Source organism: Curtobacterium sp. MCLR17_059, from assembly GCF_003234665.1.
In the GTDB taxonomy this organism is placed as follows: domain Bacteria; phylum Actinomycetota; class Actinomycetes; order Actinomycetales; family Microbacteriaceae; genus Curtobacterium; species Curtobacterium flaccumfaciens.
This window is the reverse complement of the sequence record NZ_QKSU01000007.1, coordinates 144,533-169,066: the sequence shown is the minus strand read 5'-3', so window position 1 is coordinate 169,066 and position 24,534 is coordinate 144,533. Positions and strand designations below refer to the sequence as shown.

At 70.5% G+C, this 24,534-nt stretch carries 25 protein-coding genes; 14 read left to right on the top strand and 11 right to left on the bottom strand.

Annotated elements, in window-relative coordinates:
* Positions 1 to 41: 41 nt before the first annotated feature.
* From DEJ12_RS11640 to DEJ12_RS11635, 3 genes are all read left to right on the top strand, one after another.
* Positions 42 to 308, top strand: a complete 267-nt coding sequence (locus tag DEJ12_RS11640) for a DUF4190 domain-containing protein (RefSeq protein WP_111030113.1) — start codon at positions 42 to 44, stop codon at positions 306 to 308.
* 127 nt (positions 309 to 435) lie between these two features.
* Entirely contained in the window at positions 436 to 591 is a 156-nt protein-coding gene (locus DEJ12_RS18045; RefSeq protein WP_163343611.1) for a hypothetical protein, read from the top strand.
* 183 nt (positions 592 to 774) lie between these two features.
* Entirely contained in the window at positions 775 to 1,416 is a 642-nt protein-coding gene (locus tag DEJ12_RS11635) for a copper resistance CopC family protein (RefSeq protein WP_111030112.1), read from the top strand.
* 15 nt (positions 1,417 to 1,431) lie between these two features.
* Here DEJ12_RS11635 and DEJ12_RS11630 read toward each other — a convergent pair whose 3' ends face one another.
* Positions 1,432 to 2,463, bottom strand: coding sequence for an alcohol dehydrogenase catalytic domain-containing protein (locus DEJ12_RS11630; RefSeq protein ID WP_111030111.1), 1,032 nt, complete (start codon positions 2,461 to 2,463; stop codon positions 1,432 to 1,434).
* 210 nt (positions 2,464 to 2,673) lie between these two features.
* On the opposite strand from DEJ12_RS11630, the gene DEJ12_RS11625 reads away from it, so the two are divergent.
* Entirely contained in the window at positions 2,674 to 3,114 is a 441-nt protein-coding gene (locus DEJ12_RS11625) for a GNAT family N-acetyltransferase (protein WP_111030110.1), read from the top strand.
* A gap of 30 nt (positions 3,115 to 3,144) precedes the next feature.
* On the opposite strand, the gene DEJ12_RS11620 is transcribed toward DEJ12_RS11625, so the two are convergent.
* Positions 3,145 to 3,825 carry an SDR family NAD(P)-dependent oxidoreductase gene (locus tag DEJ12_RS11620; protein ID WP_111030109.1) on the bottom strand — a complete coding sequence of 227 codons (681 nt, stop codon included), beginning with the start codon at positions 3,823 to 3,825 and terminating at the stop codon, positions 3,145 to 3,147.
* A 102-nt stretch (positions 3,826 to 3,927) separates the two neighbouring features.
* Here DEJ12_RS11620 and DEJ12_RS11615 point away from each other — a divergent pair, with 102 nt between their 5' ends.
* The gene (locus tag DEJ12_RS11615; protein ID WP_181433150.1) at positions 3,928 to 4,761 is read left to right on the top strand and encodes a helix-turn-helix domain-containing protein; all 834 of its coding nucleotides are present in this window, start codon (positions 3,928 to 3,930) and stop codon (positions 4,759 to 4,761) included.
* Here the strand turns inward: DEJ12_RS11615 and DEJ12_RS11610 are convergent.
* Positions 4,748 to 5,968, bottom strand: a complete 1,221-nt coding sequence (locus DEJ12_RS11610; protein ID WP_111030107.1) for a beta-ketoacyl synthase — start codon at positions 5,966 to 5,968, stop codon at positions 4,748 to 4,750. The genes DEJ12_RS11615 and DEJ12_RS11610 overlap by 14 nt on opposite strands.
* A gap of 54 nt (positions 5,969 to 6,022) precedes the next feature.
* Between DEJ12_RS11610 and DEJ12_RS11605 the strand changes: the two genes are divergently transcribed.
* Positions 6,023 to 6,601, top strand: coding sequence for a TetR/AcrR family transcriptional regulator C-terminal domain-containing protein (locus tag DEJ12_RS11605; protein ID WP_111030106.1), 579 nt, complete (start codon positions 6,023 to 6,025; stop codon positions 6,599 to 6,601).
* A gap of 62 nt (positions 6,602 to 6,663) precedes the next feature.
* Here the strand turns inward: DEJ12_RS11605 and dhaM are convergent, their stop codons facing one another.
* The 3 genes from dhaM to dhaK form a co-directional block, all read right to left on the bottom strand.
* The gene (gene dhaM, locus DEJ12_RS11600; protein ID WP_111030105.1) at positions 6,664 to 7,398 is read right to left on the bottom strand and encodes a dihydroxyacetone kinase phosphoryl donor subunit DhaM; all 735 of its coding nucleotides are present in this window, start codon (positions 7,396 to 7,398) and stop codon (positions 6,664 to 6,666) included.
* Positions 7,395 to 8,021 carry a dihydroxyacetone kinase subunit DhaL gene (gene dhaL, locus DEJ12_RS11595; protein WP_111030104.1) on the bottom strand — a complete coding sequence of 209 codons (627 nt, stop codon included), beginning with the start codon at positions 8,019 to 8,021 and terminating at the stop codon, positions 7,395 to 7,397. The genes dhaM and dhaL overlap by 4 nt, the downstream gene beginning before the upstream one ends.
* Before the next feature lie 98 nt (positions 8,022 to 8,119).
* Positions 8,120 to 9,121, bottom strand: coding sequence for a dihydroxyacetone kinase subunit DhaK (dhaK, locus tag DEJ12_RS11590; RefSeq protein ID WP_071403831.1), 1,002 nt, complete (start codon positions 9,119 to 9,121; stop codon positions 8,120 to 8,122).
* A 316-nt stretch (positions 9,122 to 9,437) separates the two neighbouring features.
* Here dhaK and DEJ12_RS11585 point away from each other — a divergent pair, with 316 nt between their 5' ends.
* Positions 9,438 to 10,163: an MIP/aquaporin family protein gene (locus tag DEJ12_RS11585; protein WP_111030103.1), complete on the top strand. Its 726-nt coding sequence runs from the start codon at positions 9,438 to 9,440 to the stop codon at positions 10,161 to 10,163.
* Positions 10,164 to 10,246: 83 nt separating this feature from the next.
* Positions 10,247 to 11,758 (top strand): glycerol kinase GlpK, encoded by a 1,512-nt coding sequence (gene glpK, locus DEJ12_RS11580; RefSeq protein ID WP_017887334.1) that lies wholly within the window; start codon positions 10,247 to 10,249, stop codon positions 11,756 to 11,758.
* A 693-nt stretch (positions 11,759 to 12,451) separates the two neighbouring features.
* Here the strand turns inward: glpK and trpD are convergent.
* Complete coding sequence (gene trpD, locus DEJ12_RS11575) at positions 12,452 to 13,507, bottom strand: anthranilate phosphoribosyltransferase (protein WP_111030102.1); 1,056 nt, start codon at positions 13,505 to 13,507, stop codon at positions 12,452 to 12,454.
* 70 nt (positions 13,508 to 13,577) lie between these two features.
* Between trpD and DEJ12_RS11570 the strand changes: the two genes are divergently transcribed.
* From DEJ12_RS11570 to DEJ12_RS11550, 5 genes are all read left to right on the top strand, one after another.
* Positions 13,578 to 14,216, top strand: a complete 639-nt coding sequence (locus DEJ12_RS11570; RefSeq protein WP_027465617.1) for a heme-copper oxidase subunit III — start codon at positions 13,578 to 13,580, stop codon at positions 14,214 to 14,216.
* 21 nt (positions 14,217 to 14,237) lie between these two features.
* Positions 14,238 to 15,047: a cytochrome c gene (locus DEJ12_RS11565; protein ID WP_111030101.1), complete on the top strand. Its 810-nt coding sequence runs from the start codon at positions 14,238 to 14,240 to the stop codon at positions 15,045 to 15,047.
* A gap of 33 nt (positions 15,048 to 15,080) precedes the next feature.
* Positions 15,081 to 16,145, top strand: coding sequence for a ubiquinol-cytochrome c reductase iron-sulfur subunit (locus tag DEJ12_RS11560; protein ID WP_027465615.1), 1,065 nt, complete (start codon positions 15,081 to 15,083; stop codon positions 16,143 to 16,145).
* Positions 16,145 to 17,833, top strand: coding sequence for a ubiquinol-cytochrome c reductase cytochrome b subunit (locus DEJ12_RS11555; protein WP_071403835.1), 1,689 nt, complete (start codon positions 16,145 to 16,147; stop codon positions 17,831 to 17,833). The genes DEJ12_RS11560 and DEJ12_RS11555 overlap by 1 nt, the downstream gene beginning before the upstream one ends.
* A gap of 167 nt (positions 17,834 to 18,000) precedes the next feature.
* The gene (locus DEJ12_RS11550; RefSeq protein ID WP_111030100.1) at positions 18,001 to 18,960 is read left to right on the top strand and encodes a phosphodiesterase; all 960 of its coding nucleotides are present in this window, start codon (positions 18,001 to 18,003) and stop codon (positions 18,958 to 18,960) included.
* Positions 18,961 to 19,481: 521 nt separating this feature from the next.
* On the opposite strand, the gene DEJ12_RS11545 is transcribed toward DEJ12_RS11550, so the two are convergent.
* Genes DEJ12_RS11545 through DEJ12_RS11530 form a run of 4 tightly spaced genes read right to left on the bottom strand, consistent with a single transcriptional unit; the run spans position 19,482 to position 23,628 of the window.
* The gene (locus DEJ12_RS11545) at positions 19,482 to 21,035 is read right to left on the bottom strand and encodes a stealth conserved region 3 domain-containing protein (protein ID WP_111030099.1); all 1,554 of its coding nucleotides are present in this window, start codon (positions 21,033 to 21,035) and stop codon (positions 19,482 to 19,484) included.
* A 48-nt stretch (positions 21,036 to 21,083) separates the two neighbouring features.
* Positions 21,084 to 21,515, bottom strand: a complete 432-nt coding sequence (locus tag DEJ12_RS11540) for a DUF6804 family protein (protein WP_111030098.1) — start codon at positions 21,513 to 21,515, stop codon at positions 21,084 to 21,086.
* Positions 21,515 to 22,099, bottom strand: coding sequence for a GDSL-type esterase/lipase family protein (locus DEJ12_RS11535; RefSeq protein WP_071403838.1), 585 nt, complete (start codon positions 22,097 to 22,099; stop codon positions 21,515 to 21,517). Before DEJ12_RS11535 ends, DEJ12_RS11540 begins: the two co-directional genes overlap by 1 nt.
* Positions 22,096 to 23,628 (bottom strand): SDR family oxidoreductase, encoded by a 1,533-nt coding sequence (locus DEJ12_RS11530; protein WP_258370603.1) that lies wholly within the window; start codon positions 23,626 to 23,628, stop codon positions 22,096 to 22,098. The genes DEJ12_RS11535 and DEJ12_RS11530 overlap by 4 nt, the downstream gene beginning before the upstream one ends.
* A 43-nt stretch (positions 23,629 to 23,671) precedes the next feature.
* Between DEJ12_RS11530 and deoC the strand changes: the two genes are divergently transcribed.
* On the top strand, positions 23,672 to 24,403 hold the full coding sequence (deoC, locus tag DEJ12_RS11525; protein WP_111030096.1) for a deoxyribose-phosphate aldolase: 732 nt from the start codon (positions 23,672 to 23,674) through the stop codon (positions 24,401 to 24,403).
* The last annotated feature ends 131 nt before the right edge of the window (positions 24,404 to 24,534 follow it).

Genomic DNA, 24,534 nt, shown 5'->3' with positions numbered 1-24,534 from the left:
ACCCGGCCTGGATCGGCGTCCTGACCAGAAGGAGCTCTACCATGTCCAACCCCGGCAACGCGCCCGCGCAGTCGAACACCTTCGCCATCGTCTCCCTGGTGCTCGGCATCATCGGGACCGTCGTGGGTCTGTTCGTGCCGATCGTCGGTGTCATCGGCGGCATCGTCGGTCTCGTGCTCGGCATCTCGGCGCGCAAGCGTGGCGGCAGCCGCGGGATGATCACGGCGGGCGTCATCCTGTCGATCGTCGCCATCGTCATCGGTGTGATCGGTTTCATCATCAACGCGGTGGCGCTCTCGAACATGTGAATGGTGCGCTTCGCATCGTGAGCAGCAATGGTCGAGTCCAGCGGATGGACTCGACCATTGCTGCTCACCAAGCGTCTCGGGCGCCGAGCTTGCGGCTGTTCAGGAACGCGGGCGTACCGTCCGGCGCATGAGCTACAGCCAGCCTGACCCAGCCGAAGAGACCACCCAGAGCGAGTCGCCGGAGCAGCCCGACACCGACCAGGACACCCTGGAGGAACAGGGCGGCGAGCCGGCGGCGCTCGAGATCGACGCCGACGACGTCCCGACGAAGCCCGCCGACTGACACCGTCGTCATCCAGTGAGCAGAAGAGGTCGAGTTCGTGCAGCGGACTCGACCTTTTCTGCTCACGAAGCGTCGTACGGGGCGTCCGCCGGTGCGCCGATAATGCATATTATGTCAACTCGGACGTTCCGAGGCCCCGCTCGGCTGGCGGGACGCTCGACATCACTTCCCTAGCGTGGACGCGTGCACGATCACCGAGATGACCAACGCCGCTCACGAACCGTGACACCCCGGGTCCTGTTCGCCGTCGCCCTGTCCGCGTTCCTCGTGCTGATCGGCACGACACCTGCATCGGCGCACGCAGCACTGACATCGAGTGATCCGGCGGACGGCGCCACCGTGGCTGCCGACCTTGAGCGAGTGACACTCAGCTTCAGCGAGGCGCCGCTTGCCGGGCTCGAAGCCGGTCTGCGCATCGAGGTCCGGGACGACGGCGGGACCGACGAGTCGTCCAGAGCGGTTGCCGTCGACGGCACCTCGATGTCCAAGGCGGTGTCGCTCTCCCCCGGCCCGCACACCCTCGTCTGGCGGTACGTCTCCCCCGACGGCCATCCGATCGAGGGGCAGCTCGCGTTCTCGGTGGAACCGGCCGCATCTCCGACCGTCCCACCCACGACGACGAGCCCGACGGCCGCGCCCACATCATCCTCGGAACCGTCGGCAGCGGCAGCGGCAGCCGCACCGAACACGGGTGCCGGCACGCATGCGCACGGCCACGGCGGCCCCGCACTCCTGTTCGGGGTCGTCGGGATCCTGGCAGTGCTCGTCATCGGCGCGGTCGTGCTCCGCATCCGCCGGGGCGCGGACGCGCGGACCGAGGGCTGACGGGACGCCCGAGCCTCAGAACACCGCGACGGTCATGCCCGACGAGGTCGCAGGGCGGTCCATCGCGACGAGCGCCTCGGGCAGGTCGTCGAAGCTGATCGTGCGGCCGATCGTCTCCTCCGGACGCAGCCGCCCGGCCACGATGGCGTCGAGCATCGCGCCGTACTCCCCGACCGCTGCCCCGTGGCTGCCGAGCAGTTCGAGTTCGTCCGCGATGACCCGGCCCATCGGGATCGCCGGAGCGGCTTCGTCGTCGAGGAGCAGCCCGACCTGCACGTGCCGGCCGCGCGGACGCAGGGACGCCACGGCGGCGACCGAGGTGGCACGGCTGCCGTAGGCGTCGAGCGAGACGTGTGCTCCGCCGCCCGTGCGGGACCGGACCGTGGTGACGGCATCGGCGTCCATCAGCACGGTGTCGGCGCCGAGGGCGGCGGCGCGTTCGAGTGCGGCCGTGGAGACGTCGACGGCGACGACGTGCGCGCCGGCGGCCACGGCGACCATGACCGCGGAGAGCCCGACTCCCCCGCAGCCGTAGACCACGACCCACTCCCCTGCGGCGACGCGCCCTCGGGCGTGCAGGGCGTGGAACGCGGTGCCGAATCGGCATCCGAGCGCCGCCGCCACCGCGAAGTCCACGGCGTCGGGCAGCGCGACGAGGTTCAGGTCGGCGTGCGGGACGACCAGGGAGTCCGCGTACGAGCCCTGCAGGTCGAACCCGGGCTGCTGCTGGGCGGTGCACACCTGGGTGGCGCCGTCGAGGCACTCGGCGCAGGTCCCGCAGGCGAACACGAACGGTGCCGTCACCCGGTCACCCACGGCGAAGCGCTGGACGCCCGTGCCGATCGACGCGACGACGCCGGCGAACTCGTGGCCGGGCACGTGCGGCAGCCGGACGGAGTCGTCGTGGCCCTTCCAGGCGTGCCAGTCACTGCGGCAGACGCCGGTGGCAGCCACACGGATGACGACGCCGTGGTCCGGGGCCACGGGTTCCGGCAGGTCGACGATCGAGGGGACGGAACCGAACTGGGCGTACTGGACAGCGCGCATGCGGCCATCCTGACAGACGCCGGACGCCGGACGCCGGACGCCGGACGCCCGACGGCGGACCAGCGCGACCGACCGCCCGAGGCGACCCGTCCGCCGGGGTCCCCACGGGCCTCCAGGCCGACGGCCACCCGACCACCCGACCTCGCGAGCGGTCCACCGCACCCCGATCGGCCGTTGCGCCGCAGGCGCGTCCGCCGGTTGACTCGTCACGTGACCGATCTGCGCTTCTCCGCCGACCCCGAAGACCTCGACGTCGACCGCGTGCACCGATGGCTGAGCGAGGAGTCGTACTGGGCCCGCGGCCGTGACCGGGCGACGCAGGAGGCGATCATCGCCGGCTCCCGGAACTTCGGCGTGTACGACGCGACGACCGGCGAGCAGCTCGGCTACGCGCGCGTGATCACCGACGGCGTGACGTTCGGGTGGCTCGCCGACGTGTTCGTGGACCCCGACGCCCGGGGCCGCGGCGTCGGGGTCGCACTCGTGCACGGCGTGACCGAGGCGGTCGAGCCGCTCGGCCTGAAGCGCTTCGCCCTGTTCACCGCGGATGCCCACGGGCTGTACGAGCGGTTCGGGTTCCGCCCGCTGCCCGATCCGGACGGCTGGATGATGCGTCCCGGGCCGGGGTTCGGCGCCGACGTGCACGACTGACGGGGCGCGGGTGCACACGCAGCGCTGCCCTCAGTACTCGATGCGGCCCTCGCGGTTGTGGAACTCCCCCGTCGGCCCGTCGGTGCCGATCGTCGCGAGCATGACCGTGGCGTCGGTGCCCTCGGTGATCGTCTGGTGTCCGCCGAACCCGTTGAACTCCGTCGCCGTGTAGCCCGGGTCGCTCGCGTTCACCCGGAAGCCGGGCAGGTTCTTCGCGTACTGCACGGTCAACGCGATCACGGCCGCCTTCGACGCCGCGTACGGCACCGCCGGCACCCTGTACTCGTCGTGTCCCGGTGTCGTCAGCCAGCGCGGGAACCCCACCCCCGACGAAACGTTCACGATGACGGGTGCCGCCGAACGTCGCAGCAGGGGCAGCGCGGCCTGGGTCACCCGGACGATGCCGGTGACGTTGGTGTCGAGCACGGTCGCCATCGCGCTCGCGTCGAGGTCGTCGACCCCGAACGAGCTGCCGAGGATCCCGGCGTTGTTCACCAGGACGTCGAGCTCGGGGATCGTCGCGATCGCCGCGTCGATGCTGGCCTGGTCGGTGACGTCCAGCTGCACGACGTGGGCGCCGAGTGCGCGGGCGTCGTCGCCGCTGGCCGGGTCGCGCATGCCGGCGTACACGGTGTGGCCGGCCTCGAGCAGTCGGCGTGCGGTCTCGAGTCCGAGGCTGCGGTTTGCCCCGGTGATCAGTGTCGTTGTCATGCGCCCAGCCTGCCCCCGCCGGCCCGGCTCCCCCAGGCACGGTGCGACGGTGGGACCGGCAGTACCAGGACGGACAGGAGGCGCGGGGCGATGATGGTGGACATGAGCGAGTTCGCGAACGTGTTGCGTTCCTGGCGCGACCGGGTGCGTCCCGAGGCGGTCGGCCTGCCGGCCGGCCCCGGCAGACGGACCCCGGGCCTCCGTCGCGAGGAGCTCGCCGCGCTGGCGGGCGTGAGCGTCGACTACGTCGTCCGCCTCGAGCAGGGCCGGGCGACGAACCCGTCGCCGCAGCTGCTCGGCGCCCTCGCGACGGCGCTCCGGCTGTCGTCCGAGGAGCGGGACCACCTGTGCCGGGTGGCCGGCGTCGCCCCGCCGTCGCGTCAGGTCGTGCCGCGGCACATCACGCCCGGCGTGCAGCGGCTGGTCGACCGGCTCGGCGACGTCCCGCTCGCGGTGTTCACGGCGACCCACGACATCGTGCTCTGGAACGAGCTGTGGGCCGCGGTGAACGGCGACCCCTCGCGGTACGTCGGGCTCGATCGCAACCTGGTCTGGCGGCACTTCACGCAGGAGCGCGACGGGGTGGACTGGGACGACGAGCACCAGGAGGAGTTCTCGAGCGACCTCGCCGCCGACCTGCGACAGGCCTACGGCCGCTACTCGGCGGACCGCGACCTGGCGGACCTGGTCGAACGACTGCTGCGGGAGTCCCCCGAGTTCGCCCGCCGCTGGGAGACCGGTCGGATCGCCGAGCACCGTGCGAGCCGCAAGGTCGTGCACACCCCCGTCGGGCCGGTGGAGATCGACTGCGACGTGCTGAGCGTCCCCGGCGGTGACCTGCGGATCGTCGTCTACACGGTCGTCCCGGGCTCCGAGGACGCCGCGAAGCTCGACCTGCTCCGGGTCACCGGCCTGCAGGAGCTCACGCCGCGGTGAACACCAGCGACGCGTTCTGACCGCCGAACCCGAACGAGTTGTTCAACGCCGCACGGAGCGGCGCGGTCCGTGCGGTGCCGGAGACGACGTCGAGGTCCACCGCGGGGTCGAGCCGGTCGAGGTTCAGGGTCGGTGGCACGGTCCCGGTCTCGAGCGCCCGCAGGGTCAGGATCGCCTCGACCGCGCCGGCAGCGCCGAACATGTGCCCGATCGCGCTCTTCGGAGCGGTGACCAGCGCTCCGGTCCCGATCGCCCGGCTGATGGCGGCCGCCTCGCCGACGTCGCCGACGGGGGTGCCGGTGGCGTGCGCGTTCACGTGGTCGACGTCGCCGCCGGCGAGTCCCGCCATCCCGATAGCGGCGCGCATGGCCCGCTCCTGCTCGCTGCCGTCCGCCAGCGGTGCGGTGATGTGGTGCGCGTCCGAGGTGATCCCCCACCCGGCGAGCGTGCCGTGCGACCGCTTCCCCCGGGCGGCGGCGTGCTCGGCACGCTCGAGCACGACGATGCCGGCGCCCTCGCCGAGGACGAAGCCGCGGCGGTCGGCGTCGAACGGACGGGACAGGGTCGTCGGGTCGTCGCCGTCGGGCTTCGCGAGGGCCTGCGACTGGGCGAACGACGCCATCGTCACCGGGGTGACCGCGGCCTCGGTCCCGCCGGTGATGACGACGTCGGCCTCACCGGTGGCGATGAGTCGCGCGGCGGTGGCGATGGCCTCCGCACCGGACGCACATGCCGACACCGTCGTGTAAGCGCCGCCCCGCGCCCCGTAGGCGATGCTGATCTGCGCGGCGGCACCGTTCGCCATGAGCATCGGCACCGTGCGCGGTGAGACCCGCCGGGCACCGGACGCACCGAGCACGTCGTGGGCGTCGAGGAGCGTCTCCACTCCCCCGATCCCGGTGCCGATCACCACGGCGAGGCGGTCGCCCTCCACCGCGGGGGCACCGGCGTCGGCCCAGGCCTCGTCCGCGGCGACGAGGGCCAGCTGCTGACTGCGGTCCAGGCGATTGGCGCGGACCCGCCCGAGCGCCCCCTCGGCGTCGAGTGCGGCATCGGCCCCGACCCGGATCGGCACCTGTTCCCAGAGCGCTCCGTCGCGGTGCAGGGCGCGGACGCCGGAGCGACCGGCCACCAGGGCGTCCCAGAGCGGTGCGACGCCGTGGCCGAAGGGTGAGACCGCGCCGTAGCCGGTGATGACGATGTCCACGGGAACTCCTCTTGTACGTTGAACAAGTTGAGTTGTACCACGTACAATTCCGACATGGCAACCACGATGGACGGCTCCGGCACGGCACGCGGCGCGGCGACACGGGCGAAGATCCTCGCCGCGACGGCCGGACTGCTCAGCGCGGGCGCTCGGACCGTCACCGTCAGCGAGGTCGCCCGGGTCGCGGGTGTCTACCCGAACCAGATCACCCACCACTACGGCTCGAAGGACCGCCTGGTGCTCGACGCCGCGTTCGCGCTGTTCCTCCGCGACACCACGCGACTGCAGGCGGCCGGCCGTCGTGCCCGCTCGGCGGAGGCGTTCCGGCAGGTCCTCGCCCGCACCGCCCTCGCGATGCCGTCGACCCCGCTCGTGGTCCGCGCGCTCGGGGCCGCCGGGGACGACCCGGCGCAGCGTGAGCGCGTGCGGCTGCTGCTCGCCGTGCTGTTCCGGCAGTCCGAGCGCTACCTGGAGCGCGTCGTCGCCGACCAGGGCTGGACGAGCCCGAGCGGCGTCGCCCGGGACGCCCGCACGTTCTGGAGCGCCGTGTTCGGTGCCACCCTGCTCGCGGACGCCGGGGTCACCGGCGGCCCCTCGGACCTCGACCTTGCGGGGACGATCTCGATCCGTTGACCGGGGCGGGCACCGCCGCCGGGGTCTCCCCCGGCGGCGCTGTCACTCGTCCGGCGGCGGTGTCACTCGCCGAAGCCGGACCGGACCAGTTCCACGAGGGCGTCGACCGCGGCCTGCGCGTCCTGCCCGGTCGCGTCGATCGACACCGTCGCACCCTTCGGCAGCGCCAGGGCCATGATCGCCAGCAGGCTCTTCGCGTCCACGCCGTTGACGTGCACGCTCGCGTCGTACTTCGCCGCCGTCTTCACGAACTCCGCGGCGGGCCGGGCGTGCAGCCCGGTCTCGTTCACCAGCTCGACCGACGCGCTGACGCGGTCGGAGCCGGCCGCGTCGTCGACGGCGGCAGCCCCGTCGGCCGGCCCCGTGCCTCCAGGCTGGTCACCGGACGGACGGGAGGCGGTGCTCGCGTCCGCCTCGGAACCCGCGGCCGACGCTGCGGCGGCCAGCACGGCGTCGGCGTCGCCGCCCGTCTGGGCGGCGACCGCGGCCGCCACCGTTCCCTCGACCAACGGGGCCTGCGACACGTGGACGCGTGCGCGGACGTCGTCGTCCAGGAAGTCGAGCGCGGTGTCGGTCGTCAGGTAGGCGGAGCCGAGGTCGCACAGGACCACGACGGCGTCCGCCTGGGCGAGTTCCTCGATGCCGGCGGTGATCGCCTCGAACGAGGTGCCGATGCCGCCGTCGTCCGTTCCGCCCGCGGCGACGAGCGGCACGTCCGCGGCCATCTGCCGTGCCAGCTCGACGGTGCCCGTCGCGATCGCCGCGCTGTGCGAGACGACCAGGATGCCGACGGTCACGCTGCGTCCACCGCTGCGCGCAGGATGTACGCGGTCGACTGCGCACCGGGGTCGCGGTACCCGATCGCGCGGTCGCCGAGGTAGCTCGCGCGGCCCTTGTGGGCGACGAGCGGCTCGGTGTCCGCCGCACCCTGCGCGGCGGCGTCTGCTGCTGCGGTGAGCACGGCCTTCGGGTCGTCGCCGGCACCGGCGGCCGCTGCTGCGGCGTCGACCGCGGGGCTCCACGCGTCGACCATCGTCTTGTCGCCGACCGCGGCCTTGCCGCGGGACACGACACCGTCGCGGGCGGCGGTGAGCACGGCGACGAGGGTGTCTGCGTCGAGTTCGGCCGCGTCACCGGCGGCCTGCGCAGCCTTCAGGTAGGCGGTGCCGAAGAGCGGGCCGGCCGCCCCGCCCACCGTCGAGATGAGCTTCGTCGCGACGGTCTTGAGCACGGCACCCGGGGTGTCGAAGGACCCGGAGTCGACGGCCTCGAGCACGGCCCGGAACCCGCGGTCGAGGTTCTCGCCGTGGTCGCCGTCGCCGATCTCACGGTCGAGCGTGACGAGCTCGGCGCGGTGTTCGTCGATCGTCGCGGCGGTGCGACGGACCCAGTCGATGGCCCATGCGGTGTCGAGCGCCAATGCGGTTCCCTTCGTGTGGCGGGCCCGGTGGCCCGTTGTCGTGGTCCGGTGGTCGAGCGGCCGTGGACGGTTGCGGTTGCGGTCGCTCTCGCAGTCGGTCAGCGTCCCCAGCGCAGGGCCGGGGTCTCCACCGGGGCGTCCCAGAGGGCCGTGAGTTCGTCGTCGAGCACCGTGACGGTGAGCGAGAACCCCTGCATCTCGAGGGACGTGACGTAGTCGCCGACCAAACTACGCGTGACCTGGTGGCCGCGGTCGGAGAGGACCTCCGCGGCGCGTCGGTACGCGATGTAGAGCTCGGACAGCGGGGTGCCGCCCATGCCGTTCACCAGGAGCAGCAGCGACGACCCGGCCGGGGCGTCGAGGTCGGTCAGGATCGGTTCGAGCACGCGGTCGACGAGCTCGTCCGCCGGTGCCATCGCGATCCGCTCGCGGCCGGGCTCGCCGTGGATGCCGATGCCGAGCTCGACCTCGTCGTCGGCCAGCACGAACGACGGCTCCCCCGCGTGCGGGACGGTGCCCGATGCCAGTGCGAGCCCCATCGACCGCGTGACGTCGTTGACGTGCCGGGCCACGGCGGCGACCGCGTCCAGGTCGTCCCCGCGCTCGGCGGCGGCGCCGGCGCACTTCTCCACCACGACGGTCCCGGCGACGCCGCGACGACCGGCGGTGAACAGTGAGTCCTGCACCGCGACGTCGTCGTCCACCACGACGGACTCGACGCGGACGTCGTCCATCGCCGCGAGTTCGGCGGCCGTCTCGAAGTTGAGCACGTCGCCGGTGTAGTTCTTCACGATGTGCAGCACGCCCGCACCGCCGTCGACGGCCTTCGTCGCGGCGACGATCGGGTCGGGCGTCGGGCTCGTGAACACCGGGCCGGGCACCGCGGCGTCGAGCATGCCGTACCCGACGAAGCCGGCGTGCAGCGGCTCGTGGCCGCTGCCACCGCCGCTGACGATCCCGACCTTGCCGGCGACGGGTGCGTCAGCGCGGTGCAGGTGGATCGGGTCCTCGACCAGGACGACGTGTCCGGCGTGTGCCCGGGCGAAGCCCCGGACGGTCTCCTCGACCACGGCCTGCGGGTCGTTGATGAGCTTCTTCATGCGGTGCCTCCACGGGTACGGGGTCGAACCGTGGCGGTCACACCGCGCGTCGTCGACCGGAGTGGGCCCAATCTACATCGACGGCACGGGCGGCCGTCCGCTCCCGATGCACGTTCGTGCAGTGCGCCGAGGACGCGCCACCGGCTCGGGATCGTGCTGGGGACACTCGTCCTGCACGTTCGTGCACGATGCCGCACTTCGCTCACGAATTCATCGCCGGGCCGTGAACCGCATCACTATGGTTGGCCTCAATCACTCAACGGGGAGTGCGGCGCAGCACGGCCGGACCCCCACCCTCACGCACTGGAGGTCACCGATGGACGGCATCGGCGTCAATTTCCTGTCCGAGCTCGTCGGTACGGCGATGCTCATCATCCTGGGTGGCGGCGTCGTCGCCGCTGTCTCGCTGGCGAAGTCGAAGGGCTTCGGAGCCGGGTTCCTGATGGTCACCATCGGCTGGGGCTTCGCGGTCTTCGCCGGTGTCACCGTCTCCTACAGCTCGGGCGGTCAGCTCAACCCCGCGGTCAGCCTCGGGCTCGCCCTGCTCGGCAAGATCACCGTCGGCGAGATGTTCCTCTACTGGCTCGCGCAGCTGATCGGCGCGATCATCGGCGCGGTCATCGTCTGGCTCGCCTACAAGCAGCACTTCGACGAGGAGCCCGACGCGGCCGCCAAGCTCGGCGTCTTCTCGACCGGCCCCGCGATCCGGTCGTACGGCTGGAACCTCGTCACGGAGATCATCGGCACCTTCGTGCTGGTCTTCGTCGTCATCGCGTTCTCGAACGGTCAGACGCCGGCATCGCTCGGTGCGATCCCCGTCGCCTTCCTCGTGATCGCGATCGGTGTCAGCCTCGGTGGCCCCACCGGCTACGCCATCAACCCGGCCCGTGACCTCGGCCCCCGCATCGCGCACGCCTTCCTGCCCATCAAGGGCAAGGGCTCGAGCGACTGGGCCTACGCCTGGGTGCCGGTCGTCGGACCGCTGATCGGTGGCGCCCTCGCCGCCGGCCTGTCCGTCGCCCTGCTGCCCATCGTCAGCTGACCCACCCCCACCCCGAAGGCGTGGACGGCCGTTCCGTACGACCGCACACGCACCCGCACCGAACACACCCGTAAGGAGCACCAATGGCCGACTACATCGTCGCCATCGACCAGGGCACGACCTCGACCCGAGCAATCGTGTTCGACCACTCCGGTTCGATCATCTCGACCGGGCAGAAGGAACACGAGCAGATCTTCCCGCGCGCCGGGTGGGTCGAGCACGACCCCGCCGAGATCTGGGACAACACCCGCGAGGTGATCGGTCAGGCACTGTCGCGTGCCGACATCACGCGCCACGACGTCGCAGCCGTCGGCATCACCAACCAGCGCGAGACCGCCGTCGTCTGGGACAAGACCACCGGCAAGCCGATCTACAACGCGATCGTCTGGCAGGACACCCGCACGCAGGCGCTCGTCGACAAGCTCGCCGACGGCGACACCGACAAGTACAAGGCCATCGTCGGCCTGCCGCTCGCGACGTACTTCGCCGGCACCAAGATCATGTGGATCCTCGAGAACGTCGAGGGTGCTCGTGAGAAGGCCGAGGCGGGCGACCTGCTCTTCGGCACCACCGACACCTGGGTTCTCTGGAACCTGACCGGTGGCGTCGACGGCGGCGTGCACAAGACCGACGTCACGAACGCGTCCCGCACGCTGTTCATGGACCTCGAGACGCTGCAGTGGCGCGACGACATCCTCGCCGACTTCGGTGTCCCGAAGTCGATGCTCCCCGAGATCGTCAGCTCCTCCGAGGTCTACGGCCACGTCGAGTCCTCGAGCCTGCTGCGCGAGGTCCCGATCGCCGGCATCCTCGGCGACCAGCAGGCCGCGACCTTCGGTCAGGCCGCGTTCGACCAGGGTGAGTCGAAGAACACCTACGGCACCGGCAACTTCCTGATCTTCAACACCGGTACCGAGATCGTCCGCTCCGAGAACGGCCTGCTCACCACCGTCGGCTACAAGCTCGGCGACCAGGAGACGCACTACGCCCTCGAGGGTTCGATCGCCGTCACGGGCTCGCTCATCCAGTGGCTCCGCGACAACCTCGGTCTGATCGGCAGCGCCCCGGAGGTCGAGGCCCTGGCCAAGACCGTCGAGGACAACGGTGGCGTGTACTTCGTGCCGGCGTTCTCCGGGCTCTTCGCGCCGTACTGGCGTCCGGACGCCCGCGGTGCGATCGTCGGCCTCACCCGCTTCGTCAACAAGGGCCACATCGCGCGTGCCGCCCTCGAGGCGACGGCGCTGCAGACCCGCGAGGTCCTCGACGCGGTCAACGCCGACTCCGGCGTGGACCTGACCGAGCTCAAGGTCGACGGGGGCATGACCGCGAACAGCGAGCTCATGCAGTTCCAGGCCGACATGCTCAACGTGCCGGTCGTCCGTCCGGTCGTCGCGGAGACGACGGCGCTCGGAGCGGCCTACGCCGCCGGTCTCGCGGTCGGCTTCTGGGCCAACCTCGACGAGCTCCGTGCCAACTGGCAGGAGGACAAGCGCTGGGAGCCCCAGCTCGACGCCGCCGAGCGCGAGCGCACGCTCCGCCTGTGGAAGAAGGCCGTCACGAAGACCTTCGACTGGGTCGACGAGGACGTGCAGTAACGAAGCACGCGCACGCTGACCGCGTGCACTGAACGCACCGACGGGAGGCCCGGTGCCGGTTCCAGGAACCGGCACCGGGCCTCCTGTGCGTTGCGTCTCCTGCGGGTCCGTCGCGGTTGGCCGGTCGTCGGGCGGTTGCCGGCACAGCACGGTGCGGGTTTGTTCACCGGGTGCAGCGGTGACCGCACCGTGCGCGCTCGTGGCGCAGCACCGCGCCGTCAGGCTCGCATCGGCTGACGCACCGCGCACGGTGCGGGTCGCGCAGCGGCACGGGATCGCAGACCGCGCACGGTGCGGACTGGAGGCGCGGGGCGGGCCCGCCACGGCCCTCCGGTCCGGCACGGGGTTGTCGACACGGCACGGTGCGGGGTTGTTGACCGGGTGCAGCGGTGACCGCCTGGTGCGCGCTCGTGGCGCAGCACCGAGCCGTCAGGCTCGCACCGGCTGACGCACCGCGCACGGTGCGGCTCGCGCTGGGGTGGCACGGGATCGCGGACCGCGCACGGTGCGGACTGGAGGCGCGGGGCGGGCCCGCCACGGGCCTCCAGTCCGGCTCGGGGTTGTCGACACGGCACGGTGCAGGCTTGTTCACCGGGTGCAGCGGTGACCGCCTGGTGCGCGCCCGTGGCGCAGCACCGAGCCGTCAGGCTCGCACCGGGTGGCGCACCGCGCACGGTCGCAGGGCGGCGTGGACTACGCGGCGGGAGCTGCGCCGACCCAATCAGCCAGTTTGCGCGCACCGGCGCCTGAGTCGACCGCCTCGGCGGCGACGACCAGCTGCTCGCGGAAGCGCTGCAGGATCGGCCGGTCGGACTCGTTCGGGTCCTGTGCCAGCCGGAACGAGACGAGGCCGGCCGCGGCGTTCAGCAGGACGATGTCGCGGACGGGTCCGGTCTCCCCCGCGAGCACCCGGTGGACGACGCCGGCGTTGTGCTCGGGGTCGCCGCCGAGCAGGTCCTCCGTGCGTGCCCGGGCGATGCCGAGGTCCCGCGGGTCGAGGTCGTGCTCGGTGACGCGGCCGCCCGTGACCTCCCAGATGTGGCTGTGCCCGGTGGTGGTCAGCTCGTCGAGTCCGTCGTCGCCGCGGAACACGAGGGCCGTCGCTCCGCGCGTCTGGAACACACCCGTGATGATCGGGACGAGGTCGAGCTGGGCGACCCCCACGGCGTTGGCCTCGCACCGTGCGGGGTTGACCAGCGGGCCGAGGAAGTTGAACACCGTCGGCACGCCGATCTCGCGCCGCACCGGGCCTGCGTGGGCGAAACCGGGGTGGAACGCGTTGGCGAAGGCGAAGGTCAGCCCGACACGCCGGAAGGTGTCCGCGACACGCGCGGCGTCCATCGTGAGATCGAGTCCGAGGGCGGCGAGCACGTCGCTCGACCCGGACTTCGACGAGCTGGCCTTGTTGCCGTGCTTGACGACGGGGACCCCGGCGGCGGCGATCACGATGGCCGCCATGGTCGAGATGTTCACGGTGCCGACCACGTCGCCGCCGGTCCCGACGATGTCGAGCGCCATCGGATCGACGTCGAGCGGAACCGCGGCGTCCAGGATCGCGTCGCGGAACCCGACGACCTCGTCGACGGTCTCGCCCTTCGCGCGGAGCGTCACGGCGAAGGCTGCGATCTGTGCCTGGGTGGCGCGCCCGTGCACGATCTCCTCCATGGCCCATGTGGATTGCCTGATCGTCAGGTCCTCGCGCGCCATGAGCGCGCTGATCACTGCTGGCCAAGAAAGTGCGTCAGGCATGGCTCGATCGTAGTGAATTCGAGAGACCCGCCAGTCTCCTGCGAAAACACTGTCGGGGGTTTCGGCCATAATGGAGGACGTGACTAGCACCTCTCTCTCCAGATCAGCCAGCGGTCCGGCCCTCAACAGGCCGAACGCCGTGGCCGTGGGGACGATCGTGTGGCTGGGCAGCGAGGTCATGTTCTTCGCCGGCCTGTTCGCGATCTACTTCACGCTCCGCAGCACGTCCCCTGAGCTCTGGGCGACCGAGACCGCGAAGCTCGAGGTGCCCTTCGCCTCCGTGAACACGATCATCCTGGTGCTGTCCAGCTTCGCCTGCCAGTTCGCCGTGTTCGCCGCGGAGCGCTTCCAGGTGCACCGGACGAGCTGGAACCCGCGCCACTGGGGCATGACGGAGTGGTTCTTCGTCACCTACGCGATGGGTGCGATCTTCGTCTGCGGCCAGATCTTCGAGTACGCCAACCTCTGGCACGAGGGCGTGACGCTCTCCTCCAGCGCATACGGCTCGGCGTTCTACATGACCACCGGGTTCCACGGGCTCCACGTGACCGGTGGCCTCATCGCCTTCCTGCTGACGCTCGGCCGCGGTTTCGCCGCCAAGAACTTCGGCCACAAGGAAGCGACCACCGCCATCGTCGTGTCGTACTACTGGCACTTCGTCGACGTCGTGTGGATCTTCCTCTTCGCCGTCATCTACCTTCTCAAGTAGGAACTGGACACCCCCCAGCACATGTTCAACAGAACCAAGTCCAAGAAGGGCCGCCGTTCACCGATGGCGACCGTGTCGCTCATCGTCGTGGGTCTCATGACCACCGGTGGCGCGTACGCACTGTTCAGCTCCACGGCGAACGCCGACGACAGCACGAACACCGTCGCCGCCTCGAGCCAGTCGCAGGTGAACGAGGGCGAGAAGCTCTTCGCCTCGAACTGCGCCACCTGCCACGGTCTCTCCGCGCAGGGCACGAGCGAGGGCCCGTCCCTCATCGGTGTCGGCGCCGCGTCGGTCGACTTCCAGGTCGGCACCGGCCGCATGCCGATGGCCGCTCAGGGCCCGCAGGCCGAAGAGAAGCCCGCGCAGTTCACGGACGAGCAGGTCGACGCACTCGCGCAGTACGTCGCCTCCCTCGGCCCCGGCCCGTCGGTCCCGTCCACCGAGCTCACCAACGGTGAGGACGGCGACGCTGCCGAAGGCGCCGAGCTGTTCCGCATCAACTGCGCCATGTGCCACAACGTGGCCGGCGCCGGCGGTGCGCTGACCGAGGGCAAGTACGCCCCGAACCTCGAGACGGTCTCCGGCAAGCACATCTACGAGGCCATGCTCACCGGCCCGCAGAACATGCCGGTCTTCAACGACCTGAACCTGACGCCGGAGCAGAAGGCCGACATCATCACGTACCTCAAGTACGTGCAGGACAACAAGTCCCCCGGTGGCTTCGCACTCGGCTCCCTGGGGCCGGTCGCCGAGGGTCTGTTCATCTGGATGTTCGGACTCGGCGCGGTCGTCGCGATGACCGTCTGGCTGACCGCGAAGTCCAACTGATCGTCCGTGTCGAACGACACTGAAGGGAACACCATGGCAGAGCACGACGACGAGACGCTGAACTCGTCCTCGGCTGTCGAGAAGCACGGCACGACCACCTCCCCCGGGATTGCGGTCCTCCCCGTCGACCCGTTCGAGAACCCGGGCGAGCCGCCGCACCGCCCGCGTCGCACCGACGTCGACCCGAAGAAGCAGCGTCTGGCCGAGCGCCAGGTCGCCGCGTACTTCTACCTGTCGATCGTCGGCAGCGTGCTGTCGATCGCGGCGTACGTCGCCTTCCCGATCGACCCGAGCGACTTCGGGACGGTCCGCACCGCGAACCTCTTCCTGGGCCTGTCGATCGCCCTCGCGCTCCTCGCCCTCGGCCTCGGCGCCGTCTACTGGTCGAAGTCGCTCGTCGTCGACCGTGAAATCACCGAGCTCCGCCACGGCACCCGCGGCACCGACGCGACCCGCGCCAAGGCGGTCGAGGCGTTCCAGCTCGCCGACAAGGAGTCCGGCTTCAGCCGTCGCAAGCTGATCCGCAACTCGATGATCGGTGCCCTGGCCGCGTTCCCGCTCCCCGGCATCGTCCTGGTCCGTGACCTCGCTCCCGCCGAGGACCCCAACGAGCTGCTCCGCCACACCTTCTGGAAGCAGGGCCTGCGCCTGACGAAGGACCCGACGGGTCTGCCGATCAAGGCCTCCGACGTCACCATCGGTTCGGTGTTCCACGTCATCCCCGAGGGCATGCTCGAGTCCGAGCACATGCTGGAGGAGAAGGCCAAGGCCTCCGTCCTCCTCATGCGTCTCGACCCGAAGGACCTCAACCCGTCCAAGGGCCACGAGAACTGGGGCTACGACGGCATCGTCGCGTACTCCAAGATCTGCACCCACGTCGGTTGCCCCGTCGCGCTCTACGAACAGCAGACGCACCACCTGCTGTGCCCGTGCCACCAGTCCACCTTCGATGTCTCGAACAACTGCGAGGTCATCTTCGGTCCGGCAGCACGCCCCCTCCCCCAACTTCCGATCGCGATCGACGACGACGGCTACCTGGTTGCCCAGAGCGACTTCCACGAGCCGGTCGGACCGTCCTTCTGGGAGCGTGAACGCTGATGACCAGCACCACCACCACCGCACCGAACACGTCGACGAACAAGCCGGCGCCGGAGCGCGGATCCCGCATCATCGGCGGGGTCGCCAACTACATCGACGAGCGCACCAGCATCTCGGGCCTCGTCAAGGAAGTCGGCCGCAAGATCTTCCCGGACCACTGGAGCTTCATGCTCGGCGAGGTGGCGCTGTACAGCTTCGTCGTCGTGCTGCTCTCCGGGACCTTCCTGACGTTCTTCTTCCAGGCGTCCATGACCGAGGTCGTCTACAACGGCTCGTACGTCCCGCTCAAGGGCGTGGCGATGTCGACGGCCCTGCAGTCCACGCTCGACATCTCGTTCGACATCCGCGGCGGGCTCTTCGTCCGCCAGGTCCACCACTGGGCAGCCCTGCTGTTCGTGGCGTCGATCATGCTGCACATGGCCCGCGTGTTCTTCACCGGCGCCTTCCGCAAGCCGCGTGAGCTCAACTGGGTCTTCGGCTTCCTGCTCTGGGTCCTCGCCATGGCCGAGGGCTTTACCGGCTACTCGCTCCCCGACGACCTGCTCTCCGGAAACGGTCTGCGGATCATCGTCGGCATGATCGAGGGTGTCCCGGTGATCGGCGTCTGGATCGCCTACCTGCTGTTCGGCGGCGAGTTCCCGGGGACCGACATCGTCGGCCGCCTGTACACGCTGCACATCCTGCTGCTGCCGGCGATCCTCGTCGCGGTGCTCGGTGTCCACCTCGTGCTCGTCGTGATCAACAAGCACACGCAGTTCGCCGGTCCGGGCAAGACCAACGAGAACGTCGTCGGTGTCCCGATCCTCCCGGCGTTCGCCGCGAAGGCCGGTGGGTTCTTCTTCATCGTCGCGGGCATCCTGGCCCTCATCGCGTCGCTGTTCACGATCAACCCGATCTGGAACTACGGCCCGTACGACCCCTCCCCGGTGTCCGCCGGTACCCAGCCCGACTGGTACATCGGCTTCGCCGACGGCGCGCTCCGACTGGTCCCGCCGCACTGGGAGGTCGTGTGGTTCGGCTACACGGTGTCGTTCAACATCCTGGCGCCGATCGCGGTCCTGGTGCTGCTCATCCTGGCGATCCTGCTCTACCCCTTCATCGAGGCGTGGGTCACGGGCGACAAGCGTGAGCACCACATCCTCGACCGCCCGCGCAACGCCCCGACGCGCACGGCGTTCGGTGCCGCTGGCATCACGCTCTACGCCAGCCTCTGGGCAGCAGCCTCGTCGGACATCATCGCGACGCACTTCCTGGTGTCGATCGAACACGTGATCCACGTGATCCAGGCAACGACCGTCCTCGGTCCGTTCATCGCCTTCTGGATCACGAAGCGTGTCTGCCTCGCCCTCCAGAAGAAGGACCGCGAGATCGTCCTGCACGGCTACGAGTCGGGCCGCATCGTCCGACTCCCCCACGGCGAGTACATCGAGGTGCACGAGCAGCTCGACGAGTACGAGCGCTGGAAGCTCCTGCAGTTCAACGAGTACAAGCCGCTGATGATCCGCCCGAACGCCAAGGGCAAGATCACGGGTCTGCAGAAGGTCCGCGCCGGCGTCTCCCGCTTCTTCTTCGAAGACCGCATCGAGCCGGTCTCGAAGGCAGAACTCGAGGCAGCACACGCCGCGCACCACGGCCCGAACCTCGAGGGTGGCCACCAGGCTCCCCAGGTCGGCCCCGGCGATCACTGATCGGTAGCGCACGAAGCAACCCCCGTCACGAAGTGGCGGGGGTTTCTTCGTGCACAGGGCAACACGCCGCCCCCAGTTCACGGCTGGTTCACTCTCGCATGCTGGACTCGTCCAGGACGGTGTGGCAACGTGTTGCACCACGCATCCGCCAACGGAATGAGACCCCGATGGACAGCCGGACGGCCGAACACCCCAGGCCGAACCACTTCCTCCTCCACCTCAGCGACACGCACCTCGTCTCCGGGGACCGCAACCTGTACGGCGATGTGGACTCCGCCGCACGGCTCACGCAGATCGTCGCGGACATCGAAGCCTCGGGCACGCGGCCCGAAGCGATCGTCGTCACCGGCGACGTGGCCGACAAGGGCGAGCCGGGAGCGTACGCCCGCGTCCGCGAGATCCTCGAACCGGCGGCCCAGCGCATCGGTGCACAGGTCATCTGGGCCATGGGCAACCACGACGAGCGCGGTGCCTTCCGCCAGGAGCTCTTCGGCCTGCAGCCCACCGACCGCCCGGTCGACTTCGTCTACGACGTCAACGGTCTCCGCGTGATCACCCTGGACACGAGCGTGCCGGGTCACCACCACGGTGAGGTCTCCCCCGAGCAGCTCGACTGGCTCGCCGAGGTCCTGTCCGAGGCCGCGCCGCACGGCACCATCCTCGCGATGCACCACCCGCCGGTGCCGAGCGTCCAGGACCTCACCGTCCTCGTCGAGCTCCGCGACCAGCAGGCCCTGGCCGAGGTCGTCGAGGGCAGTGACGTCCTCGCCATCATCGCCGGGCACCTGCACTACTCCACCAGTGCGGTGTTCGCCGGCATCCCGGTTTCCGTCGCAAGCGCCACCTGCTACACCCAGGACCTCACCGAGTTCCAGGGCGGCACCCGCGGACGAGACGGTGCGCAGTCGTTCAACCTCGTGCACGTCTACGGCCACAACGTCGTGCACTCGGTCGTGCCGATCGGGCACTACGCCACCGTCGGACAGCCCGTCTCCGCGCTCGAGACCGAGGCGAAGCTCGCGGCGCACGGCGTGACGATCCCCGCGGCCGTCGAGCCGGCACCGGTGACCTCGAGCATCCCGGTGTTCACGCTCGACTCGGTGCCCGTCTCCCCCGTCCACCGGTAGCGTCGCGCACTTCGCGTGCAGAAGAGGTCGGGTCCGTCATGCGGACCCGACCTCTTCTGCTCACCAAGCGTGGGCGCGGGAGGTCATGACTCCCCGTCAGTGTGCGGCGAGTGGTCACGTTCCGTCGGCTGGCGGCTCGGCAATCAATAGTTCATGACCGCTCGGCGGGCAGTCAACGGGGTGTCTTGACCGCGCGGCGTCGTGTACGTCCCGACGGCACGCCCGACGGTCGGGAGGCCCGTGGCGGGCCCGACCCGCGCCTCCCGGCCCGCGGGGTGGTCGCGACTCACCGCGGGTGCTGCGTCGCGTGGTCATGTTCCGTCGGCTGTGGGCGGCGCAGGCGACGGGCTGTGACCGCTCGGCGTGGGGGTGGCGGGGAGTCGTGACCGGTGGAGCGTGCGGGTGCGTCAAACCTCGTGGCTGGGTTCCGGCGCCGGGCTCGCAGGCTCGCCCGGAGCGCCCCAGCAGGCCGCTGGCGCGTCCTGAGCGCTGGGACGCTCCCAGCAGGCCGCTGGCGCGTCCTAAGCGCTGGGGCGCTCCCACGGCGCGGGGAACGGGAAGTAGCGCTCCAGGAAGCCCGTGACGCGCTGCGTGCGCTCTTCGTCGCTGACCTCGGGGAAGCTGCCGTCGTTCAGGCAGAAGAAGTCCACGTTCCGCTTCTTCAGCAGCTCGTCGAGGGCCTTGAGTCCGGAGACCATGGTCGTGTCGACGTACCCGACGGCCGCGTTCTCCTGGATGATCGCCCGACCGGTGAGCAGAGAGTAGTAGTGGTACAGCGAGTTCGTCACCGAGATGTTGTCGGCGGCTCGGAAGCGGGACGCCGCAGTGGCCGCGAACTCGTCGGCGAACTCGTGCTCCATCTCGGTCATGATCGAGGCGCGCAGGGGCGTCGGGGCGTGCTCGAGGTGCCGGGTGGTCACCGCACCGAAGCGCTGCTGCAGCAGGCGACGGTTCACGCGGGCGGAGTTCTCGAAACCGCTGCGTGCAGGGTTGTTGGAGCCGAGGCCGATCCGGGTCGACGCGAGGATGAACTTCGTGACCGATCCCGGGCTGTAGAACACCGAGGGGTCGACGAGGCGCCCGAAGAACATGTCGTCGTTCGAGTAGATGAAGTGCTCGCTGATGCCCGGGATGTGGTGCAGCTGCGACTCGACGGCCTGCGAGTTGTGCGTCGGCAGCACGGAGGGGTCGGCGAAGAACTCCTCGCTGCGGACGATGCGGACCTTCGGGTGCTCGGCGAGCCAGTGCGGCGCCGGGGAGTCCGTCGCGATGTAGATCTGGCGGATCCACGGTGCGAAGGTGTGCACCGAGCGGAGCGCGTACTTCAGCTCGTCGATCTGGCGGAACCGGGCCGGGGCGTCGTCGCCCTCGCCCAGGACGGCGTTCGACTGTGCGGCCTGGCGGGCGCGCTGGTACTCGATGGCGTTGCCGTCGACCCACGAGAAGACGATGTCGATCGGGAACCGGATGTCCGAGACGTGGTCGTCGAACATGTGCTCGACGGTGCGCCAGGTGCGGCCGTAGCGTTCGATGTCGACGAGGACGAACTCGTCGATCGGCAGGCTGCGACGCATCAGGGCGTTCTCGACGGGGGCGAGGACCTCGATGTCGGTGACGCGCCAGAACTCGAGCTGGACGCTCGTCTCGGCGCCGTAGCGCAGGCGTCCGAGCGGCTCGAGCCGCGGGCGGAACACGCGGAGCACGGGTTCCTCGATGGAGCCGAGTCCGTCGTCCTGCACGAGCACCGCCGGCTTGCCCGGGGGCTTCGCGTAGAAGGGCTCGTTGACGGCCGCGGACATCACGGCGCTCTCGGCACGCTGGCGGTCACGCTCGTCGAGGGCGATCACCGGGCGCTGGTCGTTGCCGCGGATGAGCAGGTGGTCGACGTCAGCCGCGGTGAGCGCGTCGTCGAGGAACAGCAGGTCCTCGATCATCGACTGCTGCGGCGTGAGGTGTCCGTTGATCAGGGTCAGTCGCCCCTTGCGGACGACGACGTCGGATCGGTCGAGACCGCCGGAGGACGGTCGAGGGTTCAGCAGAGGACTCTCGGTCACCGGCTCGGTCTCGTCGTTCATCCATGCCCTTCGGGTGTGCGGCCGGGTCCTGTACCCGACCTGCCGATCCTACCGTCCGTCCGACTCGCGGGGCACCTTGACCACGATGCCCACCACGATGAACAGCGCGGCGGCCACCAGCTGCAGTGCCGCCCACACCTGTCCGGGGATCGGCACCGTGACGAGCGGGTTCCAGCAGACGGCGACGGCGGCCATGAGCAGGGCGGCCCACCAGACCTTGCCGCGCACGCTGAAGACCAGCACGATCAACGCGAGCACCGTGACGCCCCAGCGGGCGAAGACGAAGCCCGACGAATCGACGATGGCGACGCAGGCCAGCAGGACGATTGCCGCGATCATCGACGGCGCCAGCGCGGGCCGGGTGAAGGGCGGCGTGGTGCGGGCACCGTTGACGGGTGCGGCGGCTGCGGGTCGCGGGGACCCTGCGGGCACGCCGTGCTGGGACGACCCCACCGGGGGCCGCCCCTTGCGTGCGGCCATCAGTCCGCGGAGCCGTCGAGGTCGATCGCCTGGATCGACCGCGACATCGGCGGCAGGTCGCGGACGCGCTCGAGCGCCGGCACCAGCTCGCCGACCAGCGCACGGTAGCCGTCTTCGGTCAGGTGCAGGCCGTCCTCGGTGAAGCGGGCGTCCAGGTGGTCGCCGTCGGCCAGGGCGGGCCAGGCGTCGAGGTACTGCGCGTGGCACGTGGCGACGAACTGCCGGAGGTGCCGGTTGGCCTGCTCGATCTTCGTGGCGTACTCGGCTTGCCGGGGCAGGATCGACACGAGCAGCAGGCGCACGCCCGGCAGCTCGCGGCGGAGCGTGACCAGGATGGTCTCGACGTTGCGGACCACGTGCTCGGCGCTCGCGCGGTGGTTGCCGAAGTCGTTCGTGCCGATGAGCAGCACGATCACCTCGGGCTGTTCGGCGACGACGGCGTCGAGGCGCGTCAGTACGCCGTCGGTCGTGTCTCCACCGATGCCCTGGTTCAGCGTGTGCTCGTCGGGGAGCCAGGTGTCCCAGTCGCCCTGTTCGGTGATGCTGTCCCCCAGGAAGAGGACGGGGCTGCGGTCGTCGGTCATGCTGCCTCCTCGTGCGCCGGCTCGGGGGTCCCGGTCTGCTGCGTCCGGTTGCGCTGCGTGGACTCGGTGTGGTCGGACTCCCGCTCGGCGGCGGCGGTGATGCGCTCGACCATACCGGGGAAGATGACGCCGTGGAACGGCAGGATGCCGTACCAGTACAGCCGCCCGGCCAGGCCCTGCGGGAAGTAGATCGCCCGCTGGTGGTAGTCGCTGCCGCCGTCGGGGTTCGGTGTGACGGTCATCTCGAGCCACGCACGACCGGGCGACTTGAACTCGGCGCGGAGCCGCAGGTACCGGCCGCGCTCGAGTCGTTCGACGCGCCACCAGTCGAGCGCGTCACCCTGCTCCAGGCGCTGCTGGTCACGCCGGCCGCGGTTCAGGCCGACACCGCCGGCGATCTTGTCCATCCAGCCGCGGGCGACCCAGGCGAGTGGGAACGAGTACCAGCCGTTGTCGCCGCCGATCGACTCGACGACGCGCCAGACGTCCTCGGCGGAGGCACTGGAGTGCCGCTTCCGGTCGTCGACGTAGACCGTGTGCCCGGCCCAGTCGGGGTCGTTCGGCATCGGGTCGGCCGAGGCGCTCGAGAGCGTCGCGCTCCGCCAGCTCGTCTGGACCTGACCGCTGCGCATCTTGTTGAGCGCGAGGCGGACGGCCCGGCGGTACGAGGTGAGCCCGCCCTCGGGCTGCGGCACGACGTCGTCGATGTCGTGCTCGCGCTGCACGCACTCGAACTGCAGCGACTCGATGATCGGGGTCGCGAGCTTGCGCGGGATCGGGGTGACGGCGTTGAACCAGTGTGCGGCGAGGCGCGGGGTGAGCACCGGCAGGACCGTGATCGGACGCTGGGGCAGCTTCGCCTCGACCGCGTAGCCGTTCAGCATCTGGCCGTACCGCAGGACGTCGGGGCCGCCGATGTCGAAGGTGCGGTTGACGTCGGCGGGCACGTCGAGCGCGGCCACCAGGTAGTACAGGACGTCGCGGACCGCGATCGGCTGGATGTGGTTGCGGACCCAGCGCGGCGCGGGCATCCACGGCAGGACGTCGGTCAGGTGCCGGATCATCTCGAACGAGGTGCTGCCCGAGCCGATCACGACCCCGGCCTGGTACGCCACCGTCGGCACGCCCGAGCTGAGGAGGATCTCCCCCACCTCCTTGCGGCTGCGGAGGTGCTTCGACAGCTCGCCGTCGGGGTGCAGCCCGCCCAGGTAGACGAACCGGCTGACGCCGGCCGCCTTCGCCTCGCGCGCCATGGTCTCCGCTGCTTCGCGCTCGGCCGACTCGAAGTCGCCGTCGGCGCCCATCGCGTGGGCGAGGTAGTAGACCGCCTCGATCCCGTCGACGGCGGCGCGCACCGCCTCGGCGTCCTGGAGGTCGCCCTCCGCGACGTCGACCTCACTGCTCCACGGGACGTCCTGGAGCTTCCGGGGGTTGCGCACGAACACACGGACGGAGTGGCCGGCTTCGAGGAGACGAGGGACGAGACGACCACCGATGTACCCGGTGGCGCCGGTGACGAGGACCTGCATGCCCTGCACGCTACGCGGCACGCCTGACGGGTAGGCTTGCCGGGTGGACAACGCAGCCTTCCCCGTCACCGTCGATGCCGTCCGCGGCCTCATCGACCACGCGATCCTGAAGCCCGAACTCACCCGCGCGGACGTCGACGCCCAGCTCGACGAAGCCGCCGCCCACCGCGTCTTCAGCGTCTGCGTCCGTCCGAGCGACGTCGCCCAGGCCGTCGAGCGCCTCACGGGCACCGGTGTCGGCGTCGGCACCGTGATCGGCTTCCCGCACGGCACGACGTCCACCGCGGCGAAGGTCGCCGAGTCGCTGCAGGCACTGGCCGACGGCGCGTTCGAGCTCGACATGGTGCAGAACATCGGCGCGGCGAAGTCGGGTGACTGGCAGCGCGTCGAGCAGGACGTCCGCGCGGTCGTCGACGCCGCCGGCGACACCGTGGTCAAGGTGATCCTCGAGACCGCGTTCCTGACCGATGACGAGATCGTCGCGGCCTCGCGTGCGGCACAGACCGCCGGCGCCGCCTTCGTGAAGACCTCGACCGGGTTCGCCGGCGGTGGCGCGACGGCCGAGCACATCGCCCTCATGCGCCGCACGGTCGGTGCCGACACCGGCGTGAAGGCCTCCGGCGGCGTCCGCGGGCTCGACACCCTGCTCGAGATGGTCGAGGCGGGCGCGAACCGCATCGGCACGAGCGCCTCGGCCCGCATCCTCGACGAGGTCACGCACCGCGCCGAGACGGGCGCCGCGTCGGCGCTCGGCGACGACACGACGTCCTACTGACCCACGGGGCTGACCCACGGCGCTGAGCCCACCCGACTGAGCCAGCCCAGCTGAGCCAGCCCACGCACCCAGCACGACCCACCACGACCAGGCCGGTGCCCACCGGACGCGACGACGCGTCGGCGACCCGC